This window comes from Colwellia sp. MB3u-4, assembly GCF_014077065.1.
GTDB lineage: Bacteria > Pseudomonadota > Gammaproteobacteria > Enterobacterales > Alteromonadaceae > Cognaticolwellia.
Genome location: NZ_JACGVE010000078.1, coordinates 1 through 20,810 on the forward strand (window position 1 = coordinate 1; position 20,810 = coordinate 20,810).

General features: G+C 36.5%; 21 protein-coding genes and 1 tRNA gene. 11 read left to right on the forward strand and 11 right to left on the reverse strand.

Annotated features, from left to right (window positions below):
- Positions 1-320: 320 nt before the first annotated feature.
- The 5 genes from H4J61_RS09075 to H4J61_RS09095 all read right to left on the reverse strand — a co-directional run bounded on the left by H4J61_RS09075 (position 321) and on the right by H4J61_RS09095 (position 5,360).
- On the reverse strand, positions 321-2,144 hold the full coding sequence (locus H4J61_RS09075) for a DUF4105 domain-containing protein (protein WP_182184826.1): 1,824 nt from the start codon (positions 2,142-2,144) through the stop codon (positions 321-323).
- A 5-nt stretch (positions 2,145-2,149) separates the two neighbouring features.
- Entirely contained in the window at positions 2,150-2,515 is a 366-nt protein-coding gene (locus H4J61_RS09080) for an adenosine deaminase (RefSeq protein WP_182137930.1), read from the reverse strand.
- Positions 2,516-2,964: 449 nt separating this feature from the next.
- Positions 2,965-3,456, reverse strand: a complete 492-nt coding sequence (locus H4J61_RS09085; protein ID WP_182137929.1) for a gamma-glutamylcyclotransferase family protein — start codon at positions 3,454-3,456, stop codon at positions 2,965-2,967.
- Between the two features lie 321 nt (positions 3,457-3,777).
- The gene (locus H4J61_RS09090; RefSeq protein WP_182184827.1) at positions 3,778-4,359 is read right to left on the reverse strand and encodes a carbonic anhydrase; all 582 of its coding nucleotides are present in this window, start codon (positions 4,357-4,359) and stop codon (positions 3,778-3,780) included.
- Between the two features lie 335 nt (positions 4,360-4,694).
- The gene (locus H4J61_RS09095) at positions 4,695-5,360 is read right to left on the reverse strand and encodes a DUF3047 domain-containing protein (protein ID WP_182184828.1); all 666 of its coding nucleotides are present in this window, start codon (positions 5,358-5,360) and stop codon (positions 4,695-4,697) included.
- 344 nt (positions 5,361-5,704) lie between these two features.
- On the opposite strand from H4J61_RS09095, the gene H4J61_RS09100 reads away from it, so the two are divergent.
- The 3 genes from H4J61_RS09100 (at position 5,705) to H4J61_RS09110 (ending at position 9,656) form a co-directional block, all read left to right on the forward strand.
- Entirely contained in the window at positions 5,705-6,172 is a 468-nt protein-coding gene (locus H4J61_RS09100) for a hypothetical protein (protein WP_182184829.1), read from the forward strand.
- Positions 6,162-7,280, forward strand: a complete 1,119-nt coding sequence (locus H4J61_RS09105) for a PQQ-dependent sugar dehydrogenase (RefSeq protein WP_182184830.1) — start codon at positions 6,162-6,164, stop codon at positions 7,278-7,280. The genes H4J61_RS09100 and H4J61_RS09105 overlap by 11 nt, the downstream gene beginning before the upstream one ends.
- A gap of 465 nt (positions 7,281-7,745) precedes the next feature.
- On the forward strand, positions 7,746-9,656 hold the full coding sequence (locus H4J61_RS09110) for a DEAD/DEAH box helicase (RefSeq protein WP_182184831.1): 1,911 nt from the start codon (positions 7,746-7,748) through the stop codon (positions 9,654-9,656).
- A gap of 236 nt (positions 9,657-9,892) precedes the next feature.
- Here H4J61_RS09110 and H4J61_RS09115 read toward each other — a convergent pair whose 3' ends face one another.
- The 4 genes from H4J61_RS09115 to yghU all read right to left on the reverse strand — a co-directional run bounded on the left by H4J61_RS09115 (position 9,893) and on the right by yghU (position 13,942).
- Positions 9,893-10,369 (reverse strand): hypothetical protein, encoded by a 477-nt coding sequence (locus H4J61_RS09115; RefSeq protein WP_182184832.1) that lies wholly within the window; start codon positions 10,367-10,369, stop codon positions 9,893-9,895.
- 381 nt (positions 10,370-10,750) lie between these two features.
- Positions 10,751-11,536, reverse strand: a complete 786-nt coding sequence (locus H4J61_RS09120) for a nuclease-related domain-containing protein (RefSeq protein WP_182184833.1) — start codon at positions 11,534-11,536, stop codon at positions 10,751-10,753.
- Positions 11,537-12,395: 859 nt separating this feature from the next.
- Positions 12,396-13,061 (reverse strand): DsbA family oxidoreductase, encoded by a 666-nt coding sequence (locus tag H4J61_RS09125; protein WP_182184834.1) that lies wholly within the window; start codon positions 13,059-13,061, stop codon positions 12,396-12,398.
- Positions 13,061-13,942, reverse strand: coding sequence for a glutathione-dependent disulfide-bond oxidoreductase (yghU, locus tag H4J61_RS09130; RefSeq protein ID WP_182184835.1), 882 nt, complete (start codon positions 13,940-13,942; stop codon positions 13,061-13,063). Before yghU ends, H4J61_RS09125 begins: the two co-directional genes overlap by 1 nt.
- A 262-nt stretch (positions 13,943-14,204) precedes the next feature.
- Here yghU and H4J61_RS09135 point away from each other — a divergent pair, with 262 nt between their 5' ends.
- Both H4J61_RS09135 and H4J61_RS09140 read left to right on the forward strand, forming a co-directional pair.
- Complete coding sequence (locus H4J61_RS09135; RefSeq protein WP_182184836.1) at positions 14,205-14,798, forward strand: TetR/AcrR family transcriptional regulator; 594 nt, start codon at positions 14,205-14,207, stop codon at positions 14,796-14,798.
- 3 nt (positions 14,799-14,801) lie between these two features.
- Positions 14,802-15,479 carry a haloacid dehalogenase type II gene (locus H4J61_RS09140; RefSeq protein WP_182184837.1) on the forward strand — a complete coding sequence of 226 codons (678 nt, stop codon included), beginning with the start codon at positions 14,802-14,804 and terminating at the stop codon, positions 15,477-15,479.
- Between the two features lie 329 nt (positions 15,480-15,808).
- Here the strand turns inward: H4J61_RS09140 and H4J61_RS09145 are convergent.
- A tRNA-Ser gene (locus H4J61_RS09145) sits at positions 15,809-15,899 on the reverse strand.
- Between the two features lie 161 nt (positions 15,900-16,060).
- Here H4J61_RS09145 and H4J61_RS09150 point away from each other — a divergent pair.
- From H4J61_RS09150 to H4J61_RS09175, 6 genes are all read left to right on the forward strand, one after another.
- Entirely contained in the window at positions 16,061-16,657 is a 597-nt protein-coding gene (locus tag H4J61_RS09150; protein ID WP_182137916.1) for a DNA-3-methyladenine glycosylase I, read from the forward strand.
- A gap of 162 nt (positions 16,658-16,819) precedes the next feature.
- Positions 16,820-17,485 (forward strand): Bax inhibitor-1/YccA family protein, encoded by a 666-nt coding sequence (locus H4J61_RS09155; protein ID WP_182137915.1) that lies wholly within the window; start codon positions 16,820-16,822, stop codon positions 17,483-17,485.
- Positions 17,486-17,614: 129 nt separating this feature from the next.
- Entirely contained in the window at positions 17,615-17,992 is a 378-nt protein-coding gene (gene tusD, locus H4J61_RS09160) for a sulfurtransferase complex subunit TusD (protein WP_182184838.1), read from the forward strand.
- A complete protein-coding gene (gene tusC / locus H4J61_RS09165) occupies positions 17,992-18,369 on the forward strand; it encodes a sulfurtransferase complex subunit TusC (protein WP_182184839.1) in 378 nt (125 codons plus the stop codon). Before tusD ends, tusC begins: the two co-directional genes overlap by 1 nt.
- A gap of 1 nt (position 18,370) precedes the next feature.
- On the forward strand, positions 18,371-18,667 hold the full coding sequence (gene tusB / locus H4J61_RS09170) for a sulfurtransferase complex subunit TusB (RefSeq protein ID WP_182184840.1): 297 nt from the start codon (positions 18,371-18,373) through the stop codon (positions 18,665-18,667).
- Entirely contained in the window at positions 18,664-18,996 is a 333-nt protein-coding gene (locus tag H4J61_RS09175; RefSeq protein WP_182137911.1) for a TusE/DsrC/DsvC family sulfur relay protein, read from the forward strand. Before tusB ends, H4J61_RS09175 begins: the two co-directional genes overlap by 4 nt.
- 307 nt (positions 18,997-19,303) lie before the next feature.
- Here H4J61_RS09175 and H4J61_RS09180 read toward each other — a convergent pair whose 3' ends face one another.
- The gene (locus H4J61_RS09180) at positions 19,304-20,752 is read right to left on the reverse strand and encodes a glyceraldehyde-3-phosphate dehydrogenase (protein ID WP_182184841.1); all 1,449 of its coding nucleotides are present in this window, start codon (positions 20,750-20,752) and stop codon (positions 19,304-19,306) included.
- Between the last annotated feature and the right edge of the window lie 58 nt (positions 20,753-20,810).

Sequence of the window (20,810 nt, forward strand, 5' to 3'; positions counted from 1 at the left end):
TTTAGTTATTTAGTTATTTAGTTATTATTAAATAATCATTTTATTATCGATAACCGCTACCTAACTTAAAATTATTTCAGCTATTAAGCAGGTTGAACGCTACTAGACACTTAAGCTTGGCCAAGCTTAAGGCTGTATTTTACAAATAATAGGCAAAAAAACCGCGACTCGTTAAAGTAGCGGTTTATTCGCCTATAGCGATGAGAAGGTGACGAGAAGTAATAACGCTGTCAGGCCTTTGTTTCTATAACTTATCTGTGTAGATATGTAGACTGGCTAGATGAGAAAGTTAATTGGGATGATTACTTAAAAATGAATACTTAAAAATGCATACTCACAGCCAATTGAAATTCATTCTTTTTTGCTAAAGAAGATTTATATATTTTATGGGCTAAGTGGAATGTCCAATTTTTTATGCCAAACCAGGCATATTTTGTCGATAACGCTTGGGTAATGTGTTTTGTGTCATATTGACCGGTACTTAACTGGTATTCCACTACAATTTTTCCATCGGCAATAACATTGATTATTGCACCAACGGATGGCTTAGCATAAAAAAAACTATCAGAAGTGTTCACTGCTAATCCAACTTCTAGGTTACTAAAAAGCAATATATCTTTGTGAACTTTGGTACTTTTCCCAATGCCACCCGATAGATCAAAAAAGCCATTTTCATTAAGCTTTCGATCGAGTATTTGTCGATATCCCATATAAAAACTGCCTGAATATTTAGGCACAATTTTAGAGCTAGGAGTCAAAGTTCTAAAAGAGTAAAACGTGAGAGACTGTACCTTTAGATGGTTACTTTTTTCTGTTAAGCGGACTGTAAACTCACCAATGATCAGCTCTGATTCGGAGAAATATTGCCTATTGTCACCATACAAATAATGTGACGCTGGCAGGAATGACAAGTCTATCGCGGTATTTTCAGAGTCGAAGACAAGAGAGGATGCTAATATAGAGTCTTGCTTTGTATTAATTGGATTTTTGAATTGTGACAAGTCAAAATCAAGCGATTTATCTATATTAAAATCAACAATGTCTGATAGCTTTGAAAGTCGCTTAGCGGTTAGATTTGATTTTATCACTTTATTTTTTATCAGGTAAGATAGATATTCTACTGCAATACGCTTTGATTTTGGTTCAAGTTTTTCAAATGAAAATTCTTGGTCTTCAAATACGAGAGACTCAATTTTACCACCTAATTCAGGTTGAATCTCTTGCTCTAACATTTTTAACGCCCAGTCATCAGACAATTCAACGCCAATATTTTTTATCATGCCATATTTTTCTGCTGCTTTAACTACGTCTAATGGGCTGACAAAAAGAATATCTTCGTTTATCAGATTTGGATTGGCCAGTGACAAAATATAAAGCGTTAACGTTGCACAATTATAGGACTGAAATAAATATTCAATTTCAATATTCTTAAGCTCCCATATGTGTAATTTAATTAATGTTCGATCGAAGTCGTTAATATCAAGCGTGTAAGACCAAACGTTTCGACCTTCAACTTTTGAATAATGATTCAAGTCTTTTTCAAAAGGTCTGACGATGAAAAATCCGTCCATACCTGATACAAGCCCGTCATAAATCAAAGCAGCCGGATTAAAGCTGTCTAGTTCGGTAAAAAACGATATGGAATGGGAAACAGACGTTTGGTTTAGGTTCTTTCCCTTGGCATTCAAAAATGAGTGCCCCATCATACTTGAAGCGGAAGAAACCACTTCCGAAGCATAAATTAAATTGATGTCATCAAAAGGGACGTAGTTTTTATATTTCTGTAATTCCTCGCATTCTGCTTGGTTATTCTGCCCGACAGTATCGAATTTAATATAATAATTTAACAAAAAATATCGAGCTGGAAATCTACATTTGGCGTCAGAATAATCATCAAAAAAAAGCGATAATGTTTCATCAAGTTCATTTTTTGGTGAAAACCTCCCAGCACTCAAAATAAAATCAGAGTCTTTAATTTGAGGCGAATCGTTTTTTATGTGAAGAAGGGATAACCACTTTGGATTTTCATAAAGTCTAAGTTCTGCCGCTTTACTTGCTGCAGCTTGAAAGTTCATTCCATTAGCACTAGCGCTAAGGAAAATATATAAAGCTGGCAATAGCCAGCTTATTCTTTTTAAGATCAATTTAACTATTCAGCACAGCTTATTTCTACTGATTCTTCATAGTCCCACATTTTACCGGTTGCACCGTCAGTGGTTGAACCAAGCAAACCACCAATTACAATGTTACCCCAAAACATAGGTGTAATACTTTTCTTTACAAGCGTTGTATTGTCACAACCTTCTGCTGTAGTTTTAACAGCTTTATCTTTACCGTCACGCAAGACTACAACCATACCTGGAGCGGTAATAGTTTTGTCATCAACAGTTACTTCAGCAGGTTTATTATTGCTTGTTGTAACATTGATGGATTGTTCTTCAGAACTAGTGATGCTTGCACAACCAGTCACTAAAAAAATTGACGCGGTTAATACGGCTAAAGCTTTATTCTTCATTTTTTCTTCCTTGTTATTCATTAGGGCTTACAAAAAAAGCAACGAGATGATACAGACTAAAACTATTTTTTGAAAGAAAAATAGTTTATTTAATCTAATATTATTAGACTATAAAACAATCACTTGTGGTTTTATAATAGTAGGCAGGTTTGATTTTACCAAAGAGTGGTGGGGTCTGGTCTTATATTAATTATGCTCAAATTAGCTAACTTGTTGCAAAATATATCAGCTAACACTTAAATTTTAGTGTTGAATTTATACCATAAACTAGGTTTTAAAAAATCATTAGGCAACAACTCGCCTTAATCTCGCTGTAATATTCAAATAACATTAATTTTAGAGCAATCTTAAAGTGATTTAACTAGTACAAGCTCACATGCCTTATAACAAAAAAAGCCTGAGTAATAGTTCGCTAAGCAAACTACTACAGGCCCTTGTTTAATCTTTTGTTAACTGTACATTGCACGTTGCTCTGCGTCTCGCGTTTTATCAGGGTCTTCCAAACACACAATAGACTCAATTACAGCAAGGTAGTCAGCCGGCAGTTTGGTTTCCTTTGCTCCGATAATGACGTGATTGAGGTACCAAGAATAAGGTTTTAATGCATCGTCTATATTAATTGCACAGTATATTAAGGCATCAAAGACTTCACCTAAGTCATTTTGTACAAAAACTATTTTTTCATCGTATCCATGCCCTAAGCTTTCAGCGCGATCTAAAATTGTTTTTTCAGCTCTGTTTATTTCAAACAGAGCGCCAATGACTGTGTCTTCGGTATTATTTGTTTGAAAAGAATCACACTTTCCAGAGCCATCAGTGCCACTCATGTTAAAGCGTAATTGGTGGTTTTTAAGCGTTACTGTTTCAAGCCTTTTGGCACTTGGTACCCGCTCTTGAAGTCTTAAAATCGACATATTTGAACCGTATGCAAAATACTTCATTAATTCTCCTGTGTAGTTAATAACACATTTAGTTGTTGTGCATGTGGGGATAAATTTTCTGTACTGTTTTTTCTGTACTGTTAAAGTACAGCGTTTTGTTATACCAGTTTCATTAATTATCTGGCCTACTTTATACGCAGGAAAACAACCAAATGAATGTAAGGCATTTATTTTAATAACGCGTTGCTCAGGGTAATAGGCTCTTAAATTGTCTAATAAACTGCATCTATGCAGCGTTACTTATTAAATAAATAACGCCATAGTCGGTTGTTTTAATCTGGTAAAATAGCAATAAAATCAATAAGATTGATATTAATTATTTTAACTTGCCTTTCCAGCTTCTGTGGCTTCAAGAACCTCATTAAGGTTGCCCGTTTTACAGTCATAAATATAACCATAAATGGGAATGTCGCTGGGCACCATTGAATTACTTCTGATCCTTTGAACGTCTTCCAAAACACTTTTGTCTTGATCACTGATGGTGAGCCAATTAATGTACTTGCCATCAGTTGTACCGCCACCGGCTTTACTGTCATGCCAACCAGAAGCATCAACGCTTGAGGTTTTAAGGCTACTCGAGAGTAAATCTGCCATTATTTCAGTTGAGAATGTTTCCATGCCGCAATCAGTATGATGGATAACAAACCATTCTTTTGTGCCTAGTAATTTATAAGAAATCACTAATGAACGAATAGCATCATCGCTTGCTCTGCCGCCTGCGTTACGAATGACATGTGCATCACCTTCAGCAAGACCTGCATATTTAGCTGGATCCAAGCGTGCATCCATACAGGTCAAAATGGCAAACTGCCTACCAGGAGGCATTGCCAAATCACCTTTATCTCCAAATGTAGCGACATAATCAGCATTGGCGGATTTTACTTCATCTACTATTTTACTCATCTTATTCTCCTTTGGTAGACCGTTTATATTACGCTTGTTTCCATTACGGCAATAAGGGAAACAATTGTTGGTCACAAAAATTTCATAGCTTGAAATCTACATAGCTATATTTTTGATAACCTCCATCTAATATACTCTTAGAGCGGTTAAAAGGTTTACACCAGCAATGACGTTTAAAGGTGCTTTACTGCAGCTAAGTTCGTATAGCTCTGCTCGTATTTCCTTATATCAATAAAAAACATGAGGTTAACTTAAGTGGACAAAAAATACTGCATAAAACTGCATAGTAAAATAAGGGTTAACTAATTATTTTTAAAGTAATTATTAGCCTATAATTACTTAGTGCTAAAGACGATATCACCATAATAAGACTCTGCTTTTTTGCCACTATTATCGGTGTCTGTCATAAGAGCTATAATGTCTATGTAGTTATAAGCTTTTAGGTTTGCTTTTTCACTACCTTGATCACCAAATGTATCAATCAAATCTTGGTATACATTACGCTTTTCTTCGTACCACTTACCGGTTTGAGATTCCTTCCCTTGGATAGACATCATTTTGACACTTGAACCCGCAAAGGGATTATCCCAAACCAAACCTTTATCTTGATTACTCGACCACACATAGTTTAATGATTTAGTCTTCCAAACCATAAAACCACCATCGATGACCACGTAAATTCTAGCGACGAAGTCATCCCCACTTTTACTACGTTCGTTTAACCCATGTAAGGTTTTTTCTACTAACCAACTCCAGTTTATGTAAGGCGTTATAGTAAGATCAATTTTATTTTTCAACACCAATCCAGACGCAGAACTCTGACTGAGGGCTTGCAGTGCCAAGCGTCCTTGATGCTGGTTTATAGTGTAAATAGATTTGCCAGAGAATACTTTAGCTTCCCACAGTGCAATACCGTTATTATTTAATGAGGTTAAATTGGTAAACGATTTAGCATTAAAACAAGTGATTAGGCTAAACAGTAAAATAATCCATCGAAGCATATAATTTTCCTATAACGCCACTGAGTTGTATAACTAGCTTGTAGAACAACTCGTTGGTATTTTTATGTATTCATAGTAACACTTTAGCGGCATTGAGTTTTTTAACAATCAATACAGATTATGTTTTGACCCTTTTAATTTTTCTATCATTGGGATTCAATCATGGCTGGCTGCCCTACTTATTTCATACAACAAAAATGCCCTTAAAATAATATTTTAGGTAACTTAACGTCATCATTCTAAAATTTATTATAAGAATATGATAATAAGCTGACAAAAAATGTATATTTAACAGGTTGCTTAATATTGTGTACCCCTTTACTGAACTCAAAAAAGGTCAATTTATGTTAAAAACCATCGTACTCTTTATTTGTACTAGCTTAACGGCCACCCTGCTTGTTTGTATTGTGTCGACACAAATAGTATTAGCCGACGTGCAATCCTTTGGGCTTAGCATAGCTTGGGCGGTTCGTTTAGATGCCACGATTAAAGACATACTCGGACTAGCTCCAGTGCTGTATTTATTGATTGCAATTGGCTTTTTGATTGGTTTTATTTTGGCTAAATATGCCCACCAATTTATCGGTGGCAATAGAATTGCTTGGTATATTGCCTCTGGGTGTACTACCTTTCCTCTAACGATGTATCTTATTCAATATATTATGGGCTTAACAATAATTGCTTCTACACGCACTCCATTAGGGCTATTTTTAACCACTTGCTGTTGTATATTTTCTGCATGGCTTTTCGCCTTCCTAACATCACGCACTAAAATTAAGCTAATAACTCAAGGTAATCAAAATGATAAATAATCATCATATCTTTAAAAAACTTAGCATCAGTTTATGTTTACTTCTTGCTAGCACTATTATTTATGCAGAAACCCAAACTCAAGCATATAAAGTATCAACTGTCGTTGAAAACTTGAAGTTTCCTTGGTCAATTGCCTTCTTACCTAACAATGATATGTTAGTGACAGAGCGCGGAGGAAGCCTAAGAGTCATCAGAGATGGTAAGTTGCTTGAGCAAAAAATCTCTGGCTTGCCTGATATTTATGTCGAGGGCCCAGCGGGACTATTCGATATTGTTTTAGATCCTAACTTTGCGACAAACAAAAAACTTTATATATCTTACAGTGGTGGCACAGCAAGCAACAACTTTGTACAAGTGATCAGCGCCACATTACAAAACATGTCACTGCAACAATCTAAAGTGATATTTACGGGCTCTAGTAGAAATACTCCTCATCATCATGGCGCTAGAATGGCCTTTCTTCCTGATGGCACACTACTGATAACCGCGGGTGATGGTTTTAATTTTCGTGAAGAAGCACAATCCCTTAATAGCATGTTAGGAAAAGTACTTAGAATTAACACCGATGGTACTATTCCTAAAGACAATCCATTTGTCGGTCAAAAAAATGCAAGACCTGAAATATACAGCTATGGCCATCGTAACCCGCAAGCAATATTAGTCAGCAAAACTAAAAAAGTTTGGCTGCATGAACATGGGCCTAAAGGGGGTGATGAATTAAATTTAATTAAATCAGGTCTTAATTATGGCTGGCCAGCCATTACTTATGGCGTAGATTATTCAGGTGCCATAATATCTCCTTTTACTGAAGCAAAAGGAATGGAGCAACCCATTACCTATTGGGTGCCTTCTATAGCACCGGCTGGCATGACAGAATATCAAGGTAATATTTTCCCCCAATGGCAAGGTGATTTATTTGTTGCTGCTCTAGCAGGAAAAAGTGTCCGACGCTTAAAGTTAGAAGACAATAAAGTGGTAGAACAAGAAACCATGTTAGCTGAGCGAAAACAAAGGATCCGTGATATTAGAACTGGCCCTGACGGCTATATTTATATGCTAACTGATAGCCCTCAAGGAGAGTTATTAAAGTTATCCCCTAACCTATAAACATAATGAAAATATCACCCCACTCTGATTAACAAAGAAACGGTTTTTTATATTTTGGCGGGCAGAATGGGACGAGTATGGGCACTGGTTTTATTCAATAAAATTACCACTAGAGTAAACTCATGGTCACTATAGATAAGAAATCAAACAGATAAATAGCCGGTTTGATTTTTATGAAAAACTTCCTAATTATTGAGAGTAAGCTGTAAAAATATTGTGTAACTGCCTATCACTACTACTTTGTATTATTTTGTTGTATGACTTTTTTGTAGAAAACCTTATTAAGGCTCAATTACCTCAGTGATATGCCCAGTTATGCGCAGCATATTACTCTCTTTTTAAACCCTACTCTCTAGATTAGCCTGCGCAAACTAATAAAGGCTTAAAGTTGGCTTTAAATTTTAGAATTATCTACTCTTTTGCTATTATAGCGGCTATCCTTTTCCTATAAGGCAGTAGCACTGCGTGGCAGTTTTTCAACTTAGAGATTATCAACAAGAAGCCGTTTCTTCGGTGCTCAAACACTTTCGAAAAAGCAATGAATCTGCGGTGATTGTTTTACCTACAGGCTCAGGTAAAAGTCTGGTCATTGCCGAGCTTGCTCGCTTGGCAAAGCGAAAAATACTCGTACTCACTCACGTTAAAGAGTTGGTCGAGCAAAATCATCAAAAATATGAAAGCTATGGTGTTACCGCCGGCATTTATTCTGCGGGATTAAAACTTAAACAAACTCAACACCAAGTCACGTTCGCCAGCATACAATCGGCAGCCCGCAATCTAGATGACTTTAGTGAGCCCTACTCCTTAATTATTATTGACGAATGTCATAGAGTTAATTTAGCCAGCGCTGAGTTGGCTAAGGACAAAGCTAAAAGTAAACCTAAAGGTGAACCCCAAGAGCAATCACAAGAAACAGCAAGCAAGCTGTCCAATAGTAATCAGTATCAACAAATCATTGAAAAATTGATGCAAGTTAATCCCGAGGTAAAATTATTGGGTTTAACCGCAACCCCTTATCGTTTAGGCATGGGCTGGATTTATAAAAAGCATTATCGTGGTTTTATGCGAAGTGAAGAAAAGCGACCTTTTGAACACTGTATTTATGAACTACCACTTCGTTACTTAGTTAAACGCCAGTATTTAACCGAACCCAATTTAGTCGATGCCACCATAGAACACTATGATTTTAGTAGCCTGCGAGCAAACGCCTCTGGTGAATATAGTCCTACGGATATTAATCATCTACTAAACAAAAATCCCCGGGTGACTCAAGGCATTATTGAACAGGTCATCGAGTTAGGTGATAAACGTCAAGGTATTATGATATTTGCCGCGACAGTTGAGCATGCAAAAGAAGTCTTTAGTTATTTACCCGCCAAATTTAGTGCGTTAATTACCGGGGCTACCGACAACACTGAACGCGATAAATTAATTAAGGCATTCAAACGTAAAGAAATTAAATATCTGGTTAATGTTTCAGTATTAACCACTGGCTTTGATGCGCCCCATGTCGATATGATTGCGATATTACGTCCAACACAATCAGTTAGTCTCTATCAGCAAATCATCGGTCGTGGTCTGCGTTTGAGTGATAACAAAAAAGATTGCTTGGTGATTGACTATACGGGCAATGATTTTGACCTCTATCATCCCGAAGTCGGTGAAAAAAAACCGAATAGTAAAAGTCAGCCGGTTCAAGTTGTTTGCCCAAGTTGTGAATTTCCCAATATATTTTGGGGCATTTGTGATGATGATGGTTATTTAGTGGAACACTACGGCCGACGATGCCAAGGCCTCGTCGATGCTCCAAATGAAGAACAAGCATGCCTAGTAGAAAGCCAGAGCCAATGTGACTATCGCTTTGTATTTAAAGAATGCCCTCACTGCGGTGGTGAAAATGACATAGCTGCTCGTAACTGTTTACAGTGCCTTGAGGTCTTAGTCGACCCCGATGATATGTTAAAAAAGGCACTGCAACTTAAAGATTCAAAAATTATTCGCTGCGCAGGTCTTAATTTAACCAGAGTTAATGGCAAGGTTAGTGATAAGCTCAGTGATAAAGGCGCTGATAAGTTAAAAATCACTTACCATGATGAGGAAGGCGCTGAACTCAATGAATCTTTTGACTTCGCTAAGCCGCATCAAGTTAAAGCGTTCAATGATATCTTTTCTAAACGCCTTAGCGCTAAAATCAGTGTTCAACTGGGCTCAACGGAGTCGTTTGAAGTGACTAATATTGAACAAGCCTTAAAGTTAGCTAACATATTGCCGTGCCCAGATTTTGTCATTGCCAGAAAACAAAAGTACTACTGGCGTATTAAAAACAGACTTTTTGACTATCAAGGTAAATACCGAAAAGCCAATGAGCTCAAATAAAACAATGACAAAAAACAGAATAAAAATAATGATTAGTCTAATATGGATTGACCTTTTATATTCACTTTTGCCACATTTGAGACATTAGTACTAACGGGCTAAAACTGGATTCGGATTAGTTTTTGTATCGATAACGCCCAATTAACAGGCAAAAAATAGTGGGCTAAAATAGGAACGAAGTGACAAAAGCCCGCTGTTTTTTGTCCTTGTTGAATTTCTTGTTAGTTGGCAAACTACTACAACTCTTTGAAGTTACTATAATTCGCTATGCTTTTTAAATGCCAATTCATAAATAACATACCAATTTCACCTTCTATTATGGTTTTTACAGGGAGTAATTTTCCTTTTTGATATAGAAAATAGGAGGTGTAACTTTTGTCGTTTCGAACAAAGTTAATGATAACCTTTTCATTCTCAACTTTAATGTTCTCGCATGTGAAATCAGATCTTAGGAAGTGTTCTGTATTATCTTCTTCATATTTAAAATCTTTAGCGATAAACGACACATATTCCTTTGAATGAGTTAATGAACCGTTATTATATTTAATGAAATTTGTAAGTTTGATTTTACTTTCATTATCCATACTGAAAGCAAAGTTTTTATTTACGGAAAAATTAGATTTTAATAATTTGTCATGTGCTATTTTAATTTTTTCACACGCGAAACTACTAAATGAAAAAGTTAGTAACGTAATTAATACTAGATACTTCACCCTGACCTCCTTGTTGCCAACTAACGCTTATTATGGAGACTTCTCAGTAATGTCCGTCCCATAAATATTATTTAATTGAAATTAATATCCCATAATTTCAGAGCTTTAGGAAATACAAATTTTGTATTTTTGTTAAAACATGGATATTACTGAGACTTCTCAGTAATATCTAACATTAAAATAAATATTATTACCTTAAATATCAGTAAATTAGAATAACATAAGGTTGTTTTATGATTATTACTAAGACTTCTCAGTAATACGCCATGAAAAAATTCATTAGAAAATATAGGGCAAAAATTTTGAGGCTAAGGTCTCCTAAGCGCACAATCAAGTCACTATAAACCTTTTACGAAAATTTCCTTACCTAGAAAAAATTCACTAATTCGCGATAATAATTCTACACCTAGGAAACGCACTGCATCCCCAAAACTCATTACCTGCATTTTTACCTTTATTAGCTTTACGTAATACCATCTCAGCACCGCACTTTGAACAAGATTTAATATCAGATTTTTCTTCTATTATTTCTCGTACATGCATAACGTGTTGTCGGTTAGTTTTATAACTACGCTCTAATCTACCGCTTTCAATCTGCTCAATAACATTGGCGACTTCCTGCCCACTTAAAACAATGTCAGTTTTACTTTTGATATATTCAATACCGCCTCGTGCAAACCTAAGATTCTCAGACATTTGAGTTTTAAACGTGCTGTCACCAATAAAGATAATGACTGAAAATAGAGTATCACTCTTTATTCTCAAACAAGATTCTAACGTTTTGATGTGTTTGTAGTTTTGGTGCAGAGGGTTTTGAAATTTTGATTTGTACTTAAAGATTTGTTGGGTCCATTGCTTTTGATTTTCACCACCAAAGATCCAACCTTTCATATTTTTGGTTTCAACTACGAAGATGCCATATTTTGATACGATGATGTGATCTATCTGGGTAGTTCCGTCATCAGTCGGTAGCGTTACGTTTTTAATGAGGTGATAATAATTTTTGTCTAAGAAAAATTTAATGAGTAAGTTAACTTGCCACTCACCAACCATACCTTTAAAAAATCCTTTGAACCAAGCTGATTTTATGACGATAGCAAATATGAAGATCGGTATTAAATACCAAGCGGCACTAATCATCATGTTGAGGTAAATTGATAAATCCATTTAATACTTACTTCCTTGTTGAAACTACTCGCTAGTTTTGTCCTTTAATAGCCCGTTAATTCTATAATAAACGCCATCAGTAACTATCTAAACACACTTGTTATAAAATACATACTAATATCATTAACTTAAAGTAAATCAATATCTAGCTATTCCTAGATATGCACTAACAGACTGCTCCAAAATATCGATTAACGCTTCATCCATATACTGATATTCATCAGGGATATCTAACACTTGAATATATTTAAATTCAAGTAATCTGGTGAATTGCGGTAAAACCAACTGAAGCAACGATAATGGGAAGTAATATTCAAATGATAAATGCCATTTCAACAAAATGACTTAACTCGTTCAAGAGCAAACGATTATACAATTATATCTCTTGTACAATCGTTAGCAAAGCTAGGTCAAGGCACATGTCGTAAGGTGAAATCTTATCGGTGGGTGCTTTGTAATCCAGCTAAAGCCTTACCACAGTAATAAAATAATACCGGCTTTTGCTGACATAAAGTATCAATCCAAATCTCTAAGAAATTAGTGGCGCAGGAATTCGTTTAATGCCCAAAGCAGCATAAATTCCATTAATCCCATTAATACCAACAGGAAAGTTAAATGCTGTATTGCCCGATATTCAATGCCCCCCAGTGGTAACGCCTATATGGCGTTCACTGATAGAAAAATGATCTCGTTACGCGCTGTTGCATTCAGAGATCTTATTTTTGATAAAATGTAAGCAGGAGCTAAGAACTTATGGGAAGAAATGTTAAGTTCATGAAATATTTAACCAAAAGCATTAGCTTTTTGGTGCAGTTTTACTCTTGAAAAAGAGTGAACCGCACCACCTGTAATAAACAAACTATGCAGTGTTGCTGTTTTCTTCTTGATCTAATAGCTCTTGTAAGACTTGCTTAAATGTTTCTTTAGGTTGAGCACCCGTGAGAGCACTTGTACGATTAAAAATAACTGTTGGTACACCGCTCACGCCCATTTTTTTCCATTGCGCTTCAAGTGTTTTGACTCGACTTATAAGTTCATCATCAGAGAGTGCCATTTGCGACTGTTCGGCAGTAATACCCACAGCTTCTGCTTCTTTAATGAGCACATCTCGCTTCGACACATCTTTATGTTCAGTAAAAAATGCAGAAAAAAGACGCATTTTAAGCTCTGTTTGCACGCCGATTTGGTGTGCATAATCAAGTAGCACATGCGCATCTAATGTGTTGACGATTTTCATGTCATCAAAATAATTAAACTTGAAGCCATATTCAGCGCCCGCTTGTGCGATATTGTCTCTTGCCTTATCACTATCCGCTTTTGATGAACCATATTTTCTTGCCACATGTGCTCGTAGTTCTTCTCCTTCAGCAGGCATGTCTGGGTTAAGCTCAAAGGGTTGCCACTCAATTTCAACTTGCTCTTGCAGGTTTAATTCAACGATTGCTGCTTCTAAATGCTTATAGCCAATAATGCACCACGGACAAACCACGTCAGAAATGATGTCTAGCTTAATTTTTTTAGTCATTATTTAACCTCTAAATTGCTATTCTCGTTAGGATTTAATGCCAATACCTTATCAATATCTTCTGCACTATAACGATTTTCAAGCTGCTCCCACTCATGACCCCAATTCTTATTAACGATACGACCACGCTGAAATGATGGACGAGCTAACATCGCTTTTGCCCAACGGTTGAGGTGTTGGTACTCTTCTACGTTAAGAAACTCTTTTGCGTCGTAAAGGTTGCCTAAAACTAAGTTGCCATACCAAGGCCAAATCGCAATATCAGCAATACTCAACTCATCACCAGCAATAAATTCATTATTTTCCAGTTGGTTGTTTAATACAGACAATTGACGCTTGGTTTCCATGGTAAAGCGATTAATTGGGTACTCAAATTTTTCTGGTGCATAACTATAAAAATGACCAAAACCACCCCCTAAATATGGCGCCGAACCATGTAACCAAAATAGCCAATTCATGACTTGTGTACGCTTATTCCCAGCTTTAGGGAGTAATACTCCAAATTTTTCAGCAAGATAAAATAATATAGATGCGGACTCAAAAATAGGCGCGTTATCTTCGTTTGCCACATCAATTAGTGCTGGTATTTTAGAGTTAGGGTTTATATCGACAAAGCCAGATGAAAATTGATCACCCTCACCAATTCGGATCATGTGAGCATCATATTGTGCATCTTTGCCTAGCATTAATAACTCTTCTAACATAATCGTTATTTTTTGACCATTAGGCGTACCCATTGAATATAGTTGTAGCGCATGATTGCCAACGGGTAATGCTTTTTTATGTGTCGCTCCAGAAACAGGACGGTTGATACTCGCCCATTTACCACCACTTTCTGCGTCATGGGTCCATACTTTAGGTGGTTGATATTGGTTGTTCATATTGTTTCCTTAATACTTTTAACTTAGGTGACGTTAGGTTGTTAATAAAATAACTATATTGTTTATAAAATGACTATACAGCTTATTGAACGACTGTTCAACAAGCTGTATTGAACAATCGTTCAAATTGGGTGATCTAGCACTTAAATCATTATTTTTAAATTTTAATTAAACAATCAGTAAATAAATATCGTGCTTTACTCAAGGGGAGATTACACGCATAATTGAACTATCGTTCAGTTATGTTTTTATGGGCTTATGCATGAGTAAAACAGCTAAGTTTGATCGCCAAAAGGTGATTGATAAAGCCACCAATCTTTATTGGAAAAAAGGTTTTCACGCAACTTCCATGCGTAGTTTACAAGACGAAATAGATATGCGCCCGGGCAGTATCTATGCCGCTTTTGGCAGTAAAGATGGTTTATTTACAGAGGCCTTAAGACACTATACCGATATGGCACTTGCTCATCTAACACTATGCCGTAGTAAACATTCCTCACCTATTGAGGCGTTAAAAGCCTTTGTTAAAATTCAGGTAATTGACACCAAAAATGATGCTCCAAATGCAATGTGTATGTTAGCGAAAACCATTGGCGAGCTGACAGAAGATAACCAAAACCTTATTGATACAACCAAGGCCTATTTGGGCGAAATAGCGAATCAATTCGTCAATCTCATTGAAGAGGCTCAGGCAATGGGCGAAATAGATAAAGACAAAAATTCAAGCGATCTCTCAAACCGTGTACAAATTCAAATAGCAGGCCTGCGTACCTTTGCTAAAATCGATGATGATAAAAACAAACTTGATGCTATGATTGAAGATTTTTTTAGCCATTATCCATTTAAAAAGGACTAGCACATGCATGAGCAAACAATACTTTTTGATATTAATGAAACGGTACTAAATTTAGCTAGCTTAAAGCCTAAATTTAACGCTGTATTTGGCGATGAGAGTTATACCGCCACCTGGTTTTCGATGCTACTGCACTCGTCAACCGTTTGTTTAGTCACTGGGGTAAAAACAGATTTTGCTAGTCTGGCTAAGATAGCGCTCGATGCTTTAGCCGCAAAACAAAAACTTCTTTTATCTGAAAAAGAAGGCAATGACATACTCGCTACTTTTGCAAACCTGGCACCACATGCAGATATACAAGCTGCATTAACTAAATTACGTAAAGCTGGATTTCGCCTTGTTGCTTTATCTAATTCATCTCAAGCCCTACTTACCACTCAAATACTTAATGCTGGCTTAACAAGCTATTTTGACGAGTTAATCTCCGTAGAAGCAGCAGGTACCTTTAAACCTTCAGTAAACGCTTATGCATTTGCAAGCAAACAATTAGATACAACAGCTGATAAATTACGTTTAGTGGCAGCTCATGACTGGGATACGCATGGAGCATTAAGTGCAGGTTTAAAAGCGGCTTATATTGACAGGACGGGGGCACCTTATAATCCCTTATTTCTAAAACCAGATGTCATTGGCTCTACGATGGATGAAATAGCCGAACAGATTATTTCAATGCACAAGATTTAATAACGAAGGTTTAAAATGCACTCCTTTGGGTAAGTCACTAACTTACAGTGAACAACGACTTTAAGCTGAAAATCCAATCTTATATGTGAAAATTAGTTACCTTCCGCTCTGCACACTTGTAAGTCATCTCAATTTAACACTGACTTTAGGCTTTGACGACAATCAGTGTTAAATATAATGCACTAGCCATCGACCAACCTACTTTATAACTGGAGATTGGGAGTTGAACACTACTCGAGATTAGGGCTATAAACCTTACCTTGTCGTAGTTCACTAAATTTTAGACGAAAAAAAACCGCTAATCTTTCGATTAGCGGTTTTTTATAGTGTGGCGGAGAGATAGGGATTTGAACCCTAGAAGGGCTATAAACCCTTGCTGGTTTTCAAGACCAGTGCTTTCGACCACTCAGCCATCTCTCCAGTGTTCAAAAGCATTACTGCTTGAGAACGAAACGCATAGTAAAGGCTCGAAATTGTCTTGTAAAGCATTTATTCTATAAAACAGTTTGTTTGCTAAAAAAATCAACGATTTGTCATTTATTTAAGCAAATTCAGTAAATTTTCATGTTTAAGGAAAACTTATGAGTGAAGAAAACCTTTGTCGATGTCCGTGGTTAGATACAACAAAACCCGATTATGTTGCTTATCATGATAATGAATGGGGTGTTCCTGTTTTCGATGATCAACAATTATTTGAATATTTAATGCTTGAATCAGCACAGGCAGGTTTAAGTTGGTATACGATTTTAAAGCGTCGCGATGGTTACCGTGCCGCCTTCGCTAACTTTGACGTTAACCTTGTTGCCCTATTTACCGATGCTAAAGTTGAAGAGCTAGTAGTTAACCGCGCTATTATTCGCCACAGAGGTAAAATCAATGCGGTAATTAATAACGCTAAAATATTTATCGACATTCAAAAAGAGTTTGGCAGCTTTAGCCACTATATGTGGGGCTTTGTTGGCCATAAAACTATTGTCAATCATTGGGCTGCATTAAATGATTACCCTGCTACTTCTAAAGAGTCTGATGCTTGGAGCAAAGATTTGAAAAAGCGGGGCTTTAAGTTTGTTGGTTCAACCATTTGTTATGCGCATATGCAGGCTTGTGGCATGGTTAACGATCATAGCGATGACTGTTACAAACGCTCACAAATTATTGCAAAATTTCAACAAGGTTAAAGATAGTATTTCAAAATACACCGTGCCATAATATGTCAATGTGGTTTATAATTGATTATCACCCAAGTGATGATGTGAAGGTTAAATATTTGATTTACCCTTGAACTATTTAACAATAGCCCATATCTAAAAAATAGAATTGGCATACTTAGAGGAAATATTATGCAATCAAATACTAGTGTAAATGCTAGTCGAAGTTCAGCGGTTGAAATTAACAAGGTATTAAGAAACACCTATATGTTACTTTCGATGACTTTGGCGTTTAGTGCCGTAACTGCTGCTATTTCTATGGCAATGGGCTTGTCTCATATGGCAGCCCTAATAATGACCTTAGTTTCGTTTGGTTTATTATTTGTTGTTAATAAAAACGCTGATAAAGCGAGTGGTATTTTTTGGATTTTTGCTTTCACCGGCTTAATGGGTGCCTCATTAGGCCCAATGCTTAACTATTATGCGGCAATGCCTAACGGCGCTTCATTAATTATGCAAGCATTAGGCGGTACAGCATTAATTTTCTTTGCACTTTCTGGCTATGCGTTAACCAGCAAAAAAGACTTCTCATTTATGGGTGGCTTTTTAATGGTTGGTTTAATCGTTGCGGTTATTGCCATGGTAGCAAATATATTTTTCCAAATTCCTGCGCTGTCGTTAGCTATTAGTGCTGCAATTATTATGATCATGTCTGGTTTGATCTTATATGATACAAGCCGCATTATTCACGGTGGTGAAACAAACTACATTCGTGCAACTGTTTCGCTATACTTGAATATTTATAATATCTTCGTGCACTTATTAAGCCTATTAGGGGTTTTAGGTAACGATGACTAATTAGCAGTTAAAAATCATTAACTATGATTAATAATTGTTTATACTCTATGTATAAATTATAAAGCCTCAATATTGAGGCTTTTTTATTAGCTGTGTTTAAATAACGTTAATTAAGGCGAAAAGCAGAATATGCAAAATAGATTGGCTTTAGTGGTGACTACCCCGCCCAACAGTAATTTAACAACAACGGCAATTAATCTTGTCAGAGCAGCGCTTGATAGTGGTGTAAGCATCATAGGGGTATTTTTCTATCAAGACGGCGTATTAAATGCCGCTAAATATTTATCAATACCCAGTGATGAATTTCAAACACTAGCACAATGGCAACAACTTAATAGCGAATACAATGTGCCGTTATATTTATGTATTACTGCCGCAGAAAAACGTGGTTTAAGTGACGAGTTAAATAACCATGAAAGCTCAAATATAGACTCAGCATTTACAGTGTCGGGTTTAGGTGAATTAGTTGAGTTAACCAGTAAAGCCGAACGTGTGGTGCAACTATAATGTCAGAAAATCAAGCACGTGATAAAACTATCGCCATTATAAATACCCAGGCGCCTTTTTCGAATGCCGCCGGTAAAGAAGCACTAGACGCCGCATTGATATTTGGCTCGTACGAGCAAGCCACGTCGCTGTTCTTTTTAGGTGATGGGGTATTTCAGGTGATCGGGGATCAAAATGCCTCAGCTATTGATATTAAAGACTACCTAAAAACATTTTCAGCACTTGAATTTTACGATATTGAAAATATTTATGTTTGCCAGCAGTCATTAACCGAGCGCAACTTAAGCGCACATTTTCATATTAACAATATACAAGTATTATCAAACGAAGTGTTTAGTCAACGCTTACACCAGCACAACGTGATTTACAGGTTTTAACATGGCGATGCTACACCTTATTAGAAACTCAGGCTTTAATAGCAGTGCATTAACACAATGCCTTGACATGATTTTGCCACAAGACAGTATATTATTAATCGATGACGGTTGTTATAATTTCAGTCATGCCCTATTGCTTAGTAAGCTAACCGAGCAGCAAGACATAACGCTTTATTTTATAAGCCAACACGCCGATGCTCGCGCACAATGCCCTAATAATAAATTATTTATACCCATCACCTTAGCCAAAGTAGTAGCGCTACTTTTTAAACACGACAATTCAATTACCTGGTCATGACAATAATATATAACAACAAAAGCTTAGCCACCGATAAACAAGGCTATTTGCTCGATTTTACGCAGTGGAACGAAGATGTTGCCATGTTACTCGCAAAAAATGATGATATTGAGCTGCTAGAAGCCCATTGGGAAGTGATTCGCTTTGTTAGGCAGTTTTACCTAACTTACAATACGTCACCTGCTATTCGCGCTCTAACCAAAGCGATGAAAGCAGAGTTTGGCGAAGAAAAGGCCAGCAGTCGTTATTTATATCGCTTGTTTAAAGAAGGGCCTGCTAAACAAGCCACTAAGTATGCAGGTTTGCCTAAACCGGCTAGGTGTATTTAACTGGTCTTATCTCGCCAATGAGCTTAAATCGCTGAGATAATTAATTATCTGCTTGGTTTTAATGTTTAAACTTAAAAACTACAAGGTTATAAAATTTATAGCCGCGTAACTCTTTATCAAATTTTATGCCTGGTATTTAGTCACTCTTCCTTATTAAAAAGTAAAATACTTAATTAAACGGGTATTAAACCGAAGAGATTTTTCATATTAATTGGCAAAAAAAAAGCGCTTACCTACAAGGTAAACGTTTATTCGAATAAGCTAATTTTACATTTTATTCGCTATTGATTTTATTAACTATCGCTAGTTATGTAAAGGGTAATGTGGGTACATCAATACCTGACATTGCTAACATCACACGCACTACCTGACAGCTATAACCAAACTCATTGTCATACCATACGTAGAGTACAGCGCGATCACCATCAACAATCGTTGCTTGTGAATCAACAACACCGGCGTAACGTGAGCCGACTAAGTCAGTGGATACAATTTCAGTAGAAGCGGTGTAATCCACTTGATTTTGCAATTTAGAGTTTAAAGAGATTTTACGTAAATAATCGTTTAATTGTGCTTTAGTTGTCTCTTTTTTCAAGTTCAAGTTCATAATAGCCATTGAAACGTTTGGCGTAGGAACGCGAATCGCATTACCCGTTAACAAACCTTTTAATTCAGGTAATGCTTTTGCTACCGCTTTAGCTGCACCCGTGGTACTGATCACCATATTTAATGGTGCACTGCGGCCACGACGCGGCGCAGGATGGTAATTATCAATTAAGTTTTGATCATTAGTATATGAATGTACCGTCTCAACGTGGCCATTGCGAATACCAAACTCATCATTGAGTGCTTTAAGTACCGGCGTGATCGCGTTGGTAGTACAACTTGCTGCAGAAATCATGGTGTCTTCTGCTAAAATCATATCTTCGTTTACGCCGTATACGATGTTTTTAATATCGCCTTTAGCCGGTGCGGTGAGTAAAACTTTAGCAACACCTTTTGATTGTAAATGCTGTCCTAAGCCCTCTTCATCACTCCAAATCCCCGTATTATCAACCACTAAAGCGTTGTTGATACCATAAGCGGTGTAATCAATTTCTGAGGGTGATTTAGCATAAATAATTTGAATAAAAGCACCGTTCGCTTTAATAACGTTATTTTCTTTATCAATGGTAATACTACCGTTAAAGGCACCGTGCACTGAATCACGACGCAGTAAGCTCGCACGTTTTTCTAAATCATCTTCTTTACCAGGGCGAATAACAATGGCGCGTAACTTAAGCTTAGCGTTGGGTCCGGCACGTTCAATTAATAAACGCGCTAACAAACGACCAATACGACCAAAACCGTAAAGTACCACGTCTTTAGATTCTTGTACGTCGGTATCTTTAGTGATGGTGGCTAATTCTTTTTCTAAAAATTGTTCAATTGACAAACCATTCGCTTCACCTTTAAATAAATAACGGTAAGCTAATTTACCTACGTCGATACGCGCAGGTGCTAATGACATACTAGCTAAAACTTGAATAAAAGGAGAACTTTCACGTAAACGCAATTTATTTTCTTCGTGTAAAGCCACTGATTTATGTGCTTTAATGATGTCGATGGCAGAAGCATTGACTAGTGTGCGACCGTAAATTGAAATTTCGATACCGTCATTTCTAAATAATTGTCCGATAATCGGCTGCATGTTTTCAGCGAATGTTTGACGTTCCTGCCAACTAGCTAGATATTGTTCTTCAAGAAGAGAAGTCATTGCGTAAACCTTTTTATGTCAGTCAATTGAGTGATGGGTTATTATTAATGTAAAGAGG

Bases quoted from the DNA above. Each gene is read 5' to 3' on its own strand.
- H4J61_RS09080 (WP_182137930.1), bottom strand. From the start codon at position 2,515: ATGAAGAATAAAGCTTTAGCCGTATTAACCGCGTCAATTTTTTTAGTG.
- H4J61_RS09085 (WP_182137929.1), bottom strand. From the start codon at position 3,456: ATGAAGTATTTTGCATACGGTTCAAATATGTCGATTTTAAGACTTCAA.
- H4J61_RS09090 (WP_182184827.1), bottom strand. From the start codon at position 4,359: ATGAGTAAAATAGTAGATGAAGTAAAATCCGCCAATGCTGATTATGTC.
- H4J61_RS09095 (WP_182184828.1), bottom strand. From the start codon at position 5,360: ATGCTTCGATGGATTATTTTACTGTTTAGCCTAATCACTTGTTTTAAT.
- H4J61_RS09100 (WP_182184829.1), top strand. From the start codon at position 5,705: ATGTTAAAAACCATCGTACTCTTTATTTGTACTAGCTTAACGGCCACC.
- H4J61_RS09105 (WP_182184830.1), top strand. From the start codon at position 6,162: ATGATAAATAATCATCATATCTTTAAAAAACTTAGCATCAGTTTATGT.
- H4J61_RS09120 (WP_182184833.1), bottom strand. From the start codon at position 11,536: ATGGATTTATCAATTTACCTCAACATGATGATTAGTGCCGCTTGGTAT.
- H4J61_RS09125 (WP_182184834.1), bottom strand. From the start codon at position 13,061: ATGACTAAAAAAATTAAGCTAGACATCATTTCTGACGTGGTTTGTCCG.
- yghU (WP_182184835.1), bottom strand. From the start codon at position 13,942: ATGAACAACCAATATCAACCACCTAAAGTATGGACCCATGACGCAGAA.
- H4J61_RS09135 (WP_182184836.1), top strand. From the start codon at position 14,205: ATGAGTAAAACAGCTAAGTTTGATCGCCAAAAGGTGATTGATAAAGCC.
- H4J61_RS09140 (WP_182184837.1), top strand. From the start codon at position 14,802: ATGCATGAGCAAACAATACTTTTTGATATTAATGAAACGGTACTAAAT.
- H4J61_RS09150 (WP_182137916.1), top strand. From the start codon at position 16,061: ATGAGTGAAGAAAACCTTTGTCGATGTCCGTGGTTAGATACAACAAAA.
- H4J61_RS09155 (WP_182137915.1), top strand. From the start codon at position 16,820: ATGCAATCAAATACTAGTGTAAATGCTAGTCGAAGTTCAGCGGTTGAA.
- tusD (WP_182184838.1), top strand. From the start codon at position 17,615: ATGCAAAATAGATTGGCTTTAGTGGTGACTACCCCGCCCAACAGTAAT.
- tusC (WP_182184839.1), top strand. From the start codon at position 17,992: ATGTCAGAAAATCAAGCACGTGATAAAACTATCGCCATTATAAATACC.
- tusB (WP_182184840.1), top strand. From the start codon at position 18,371: ATGGCGATGCTACACCTTATTAGAAACTCAGGCTTTAATAGCAGTGCA.
- H4J61_RS09175 (WP_182137911.1), top strand. From the start codon at position 18,664: ATGACAATAATATATAACAACAAAAGCTTAGCCACCGATAAACAAGGC.
- H4J61_RS09180 (WP_182184841.1), bottom strand. From the start codon at position 20,752: ATGACTTCTCTTCTTGAAGAACAATATCTAGCTAGTTGGCAGGAACGT.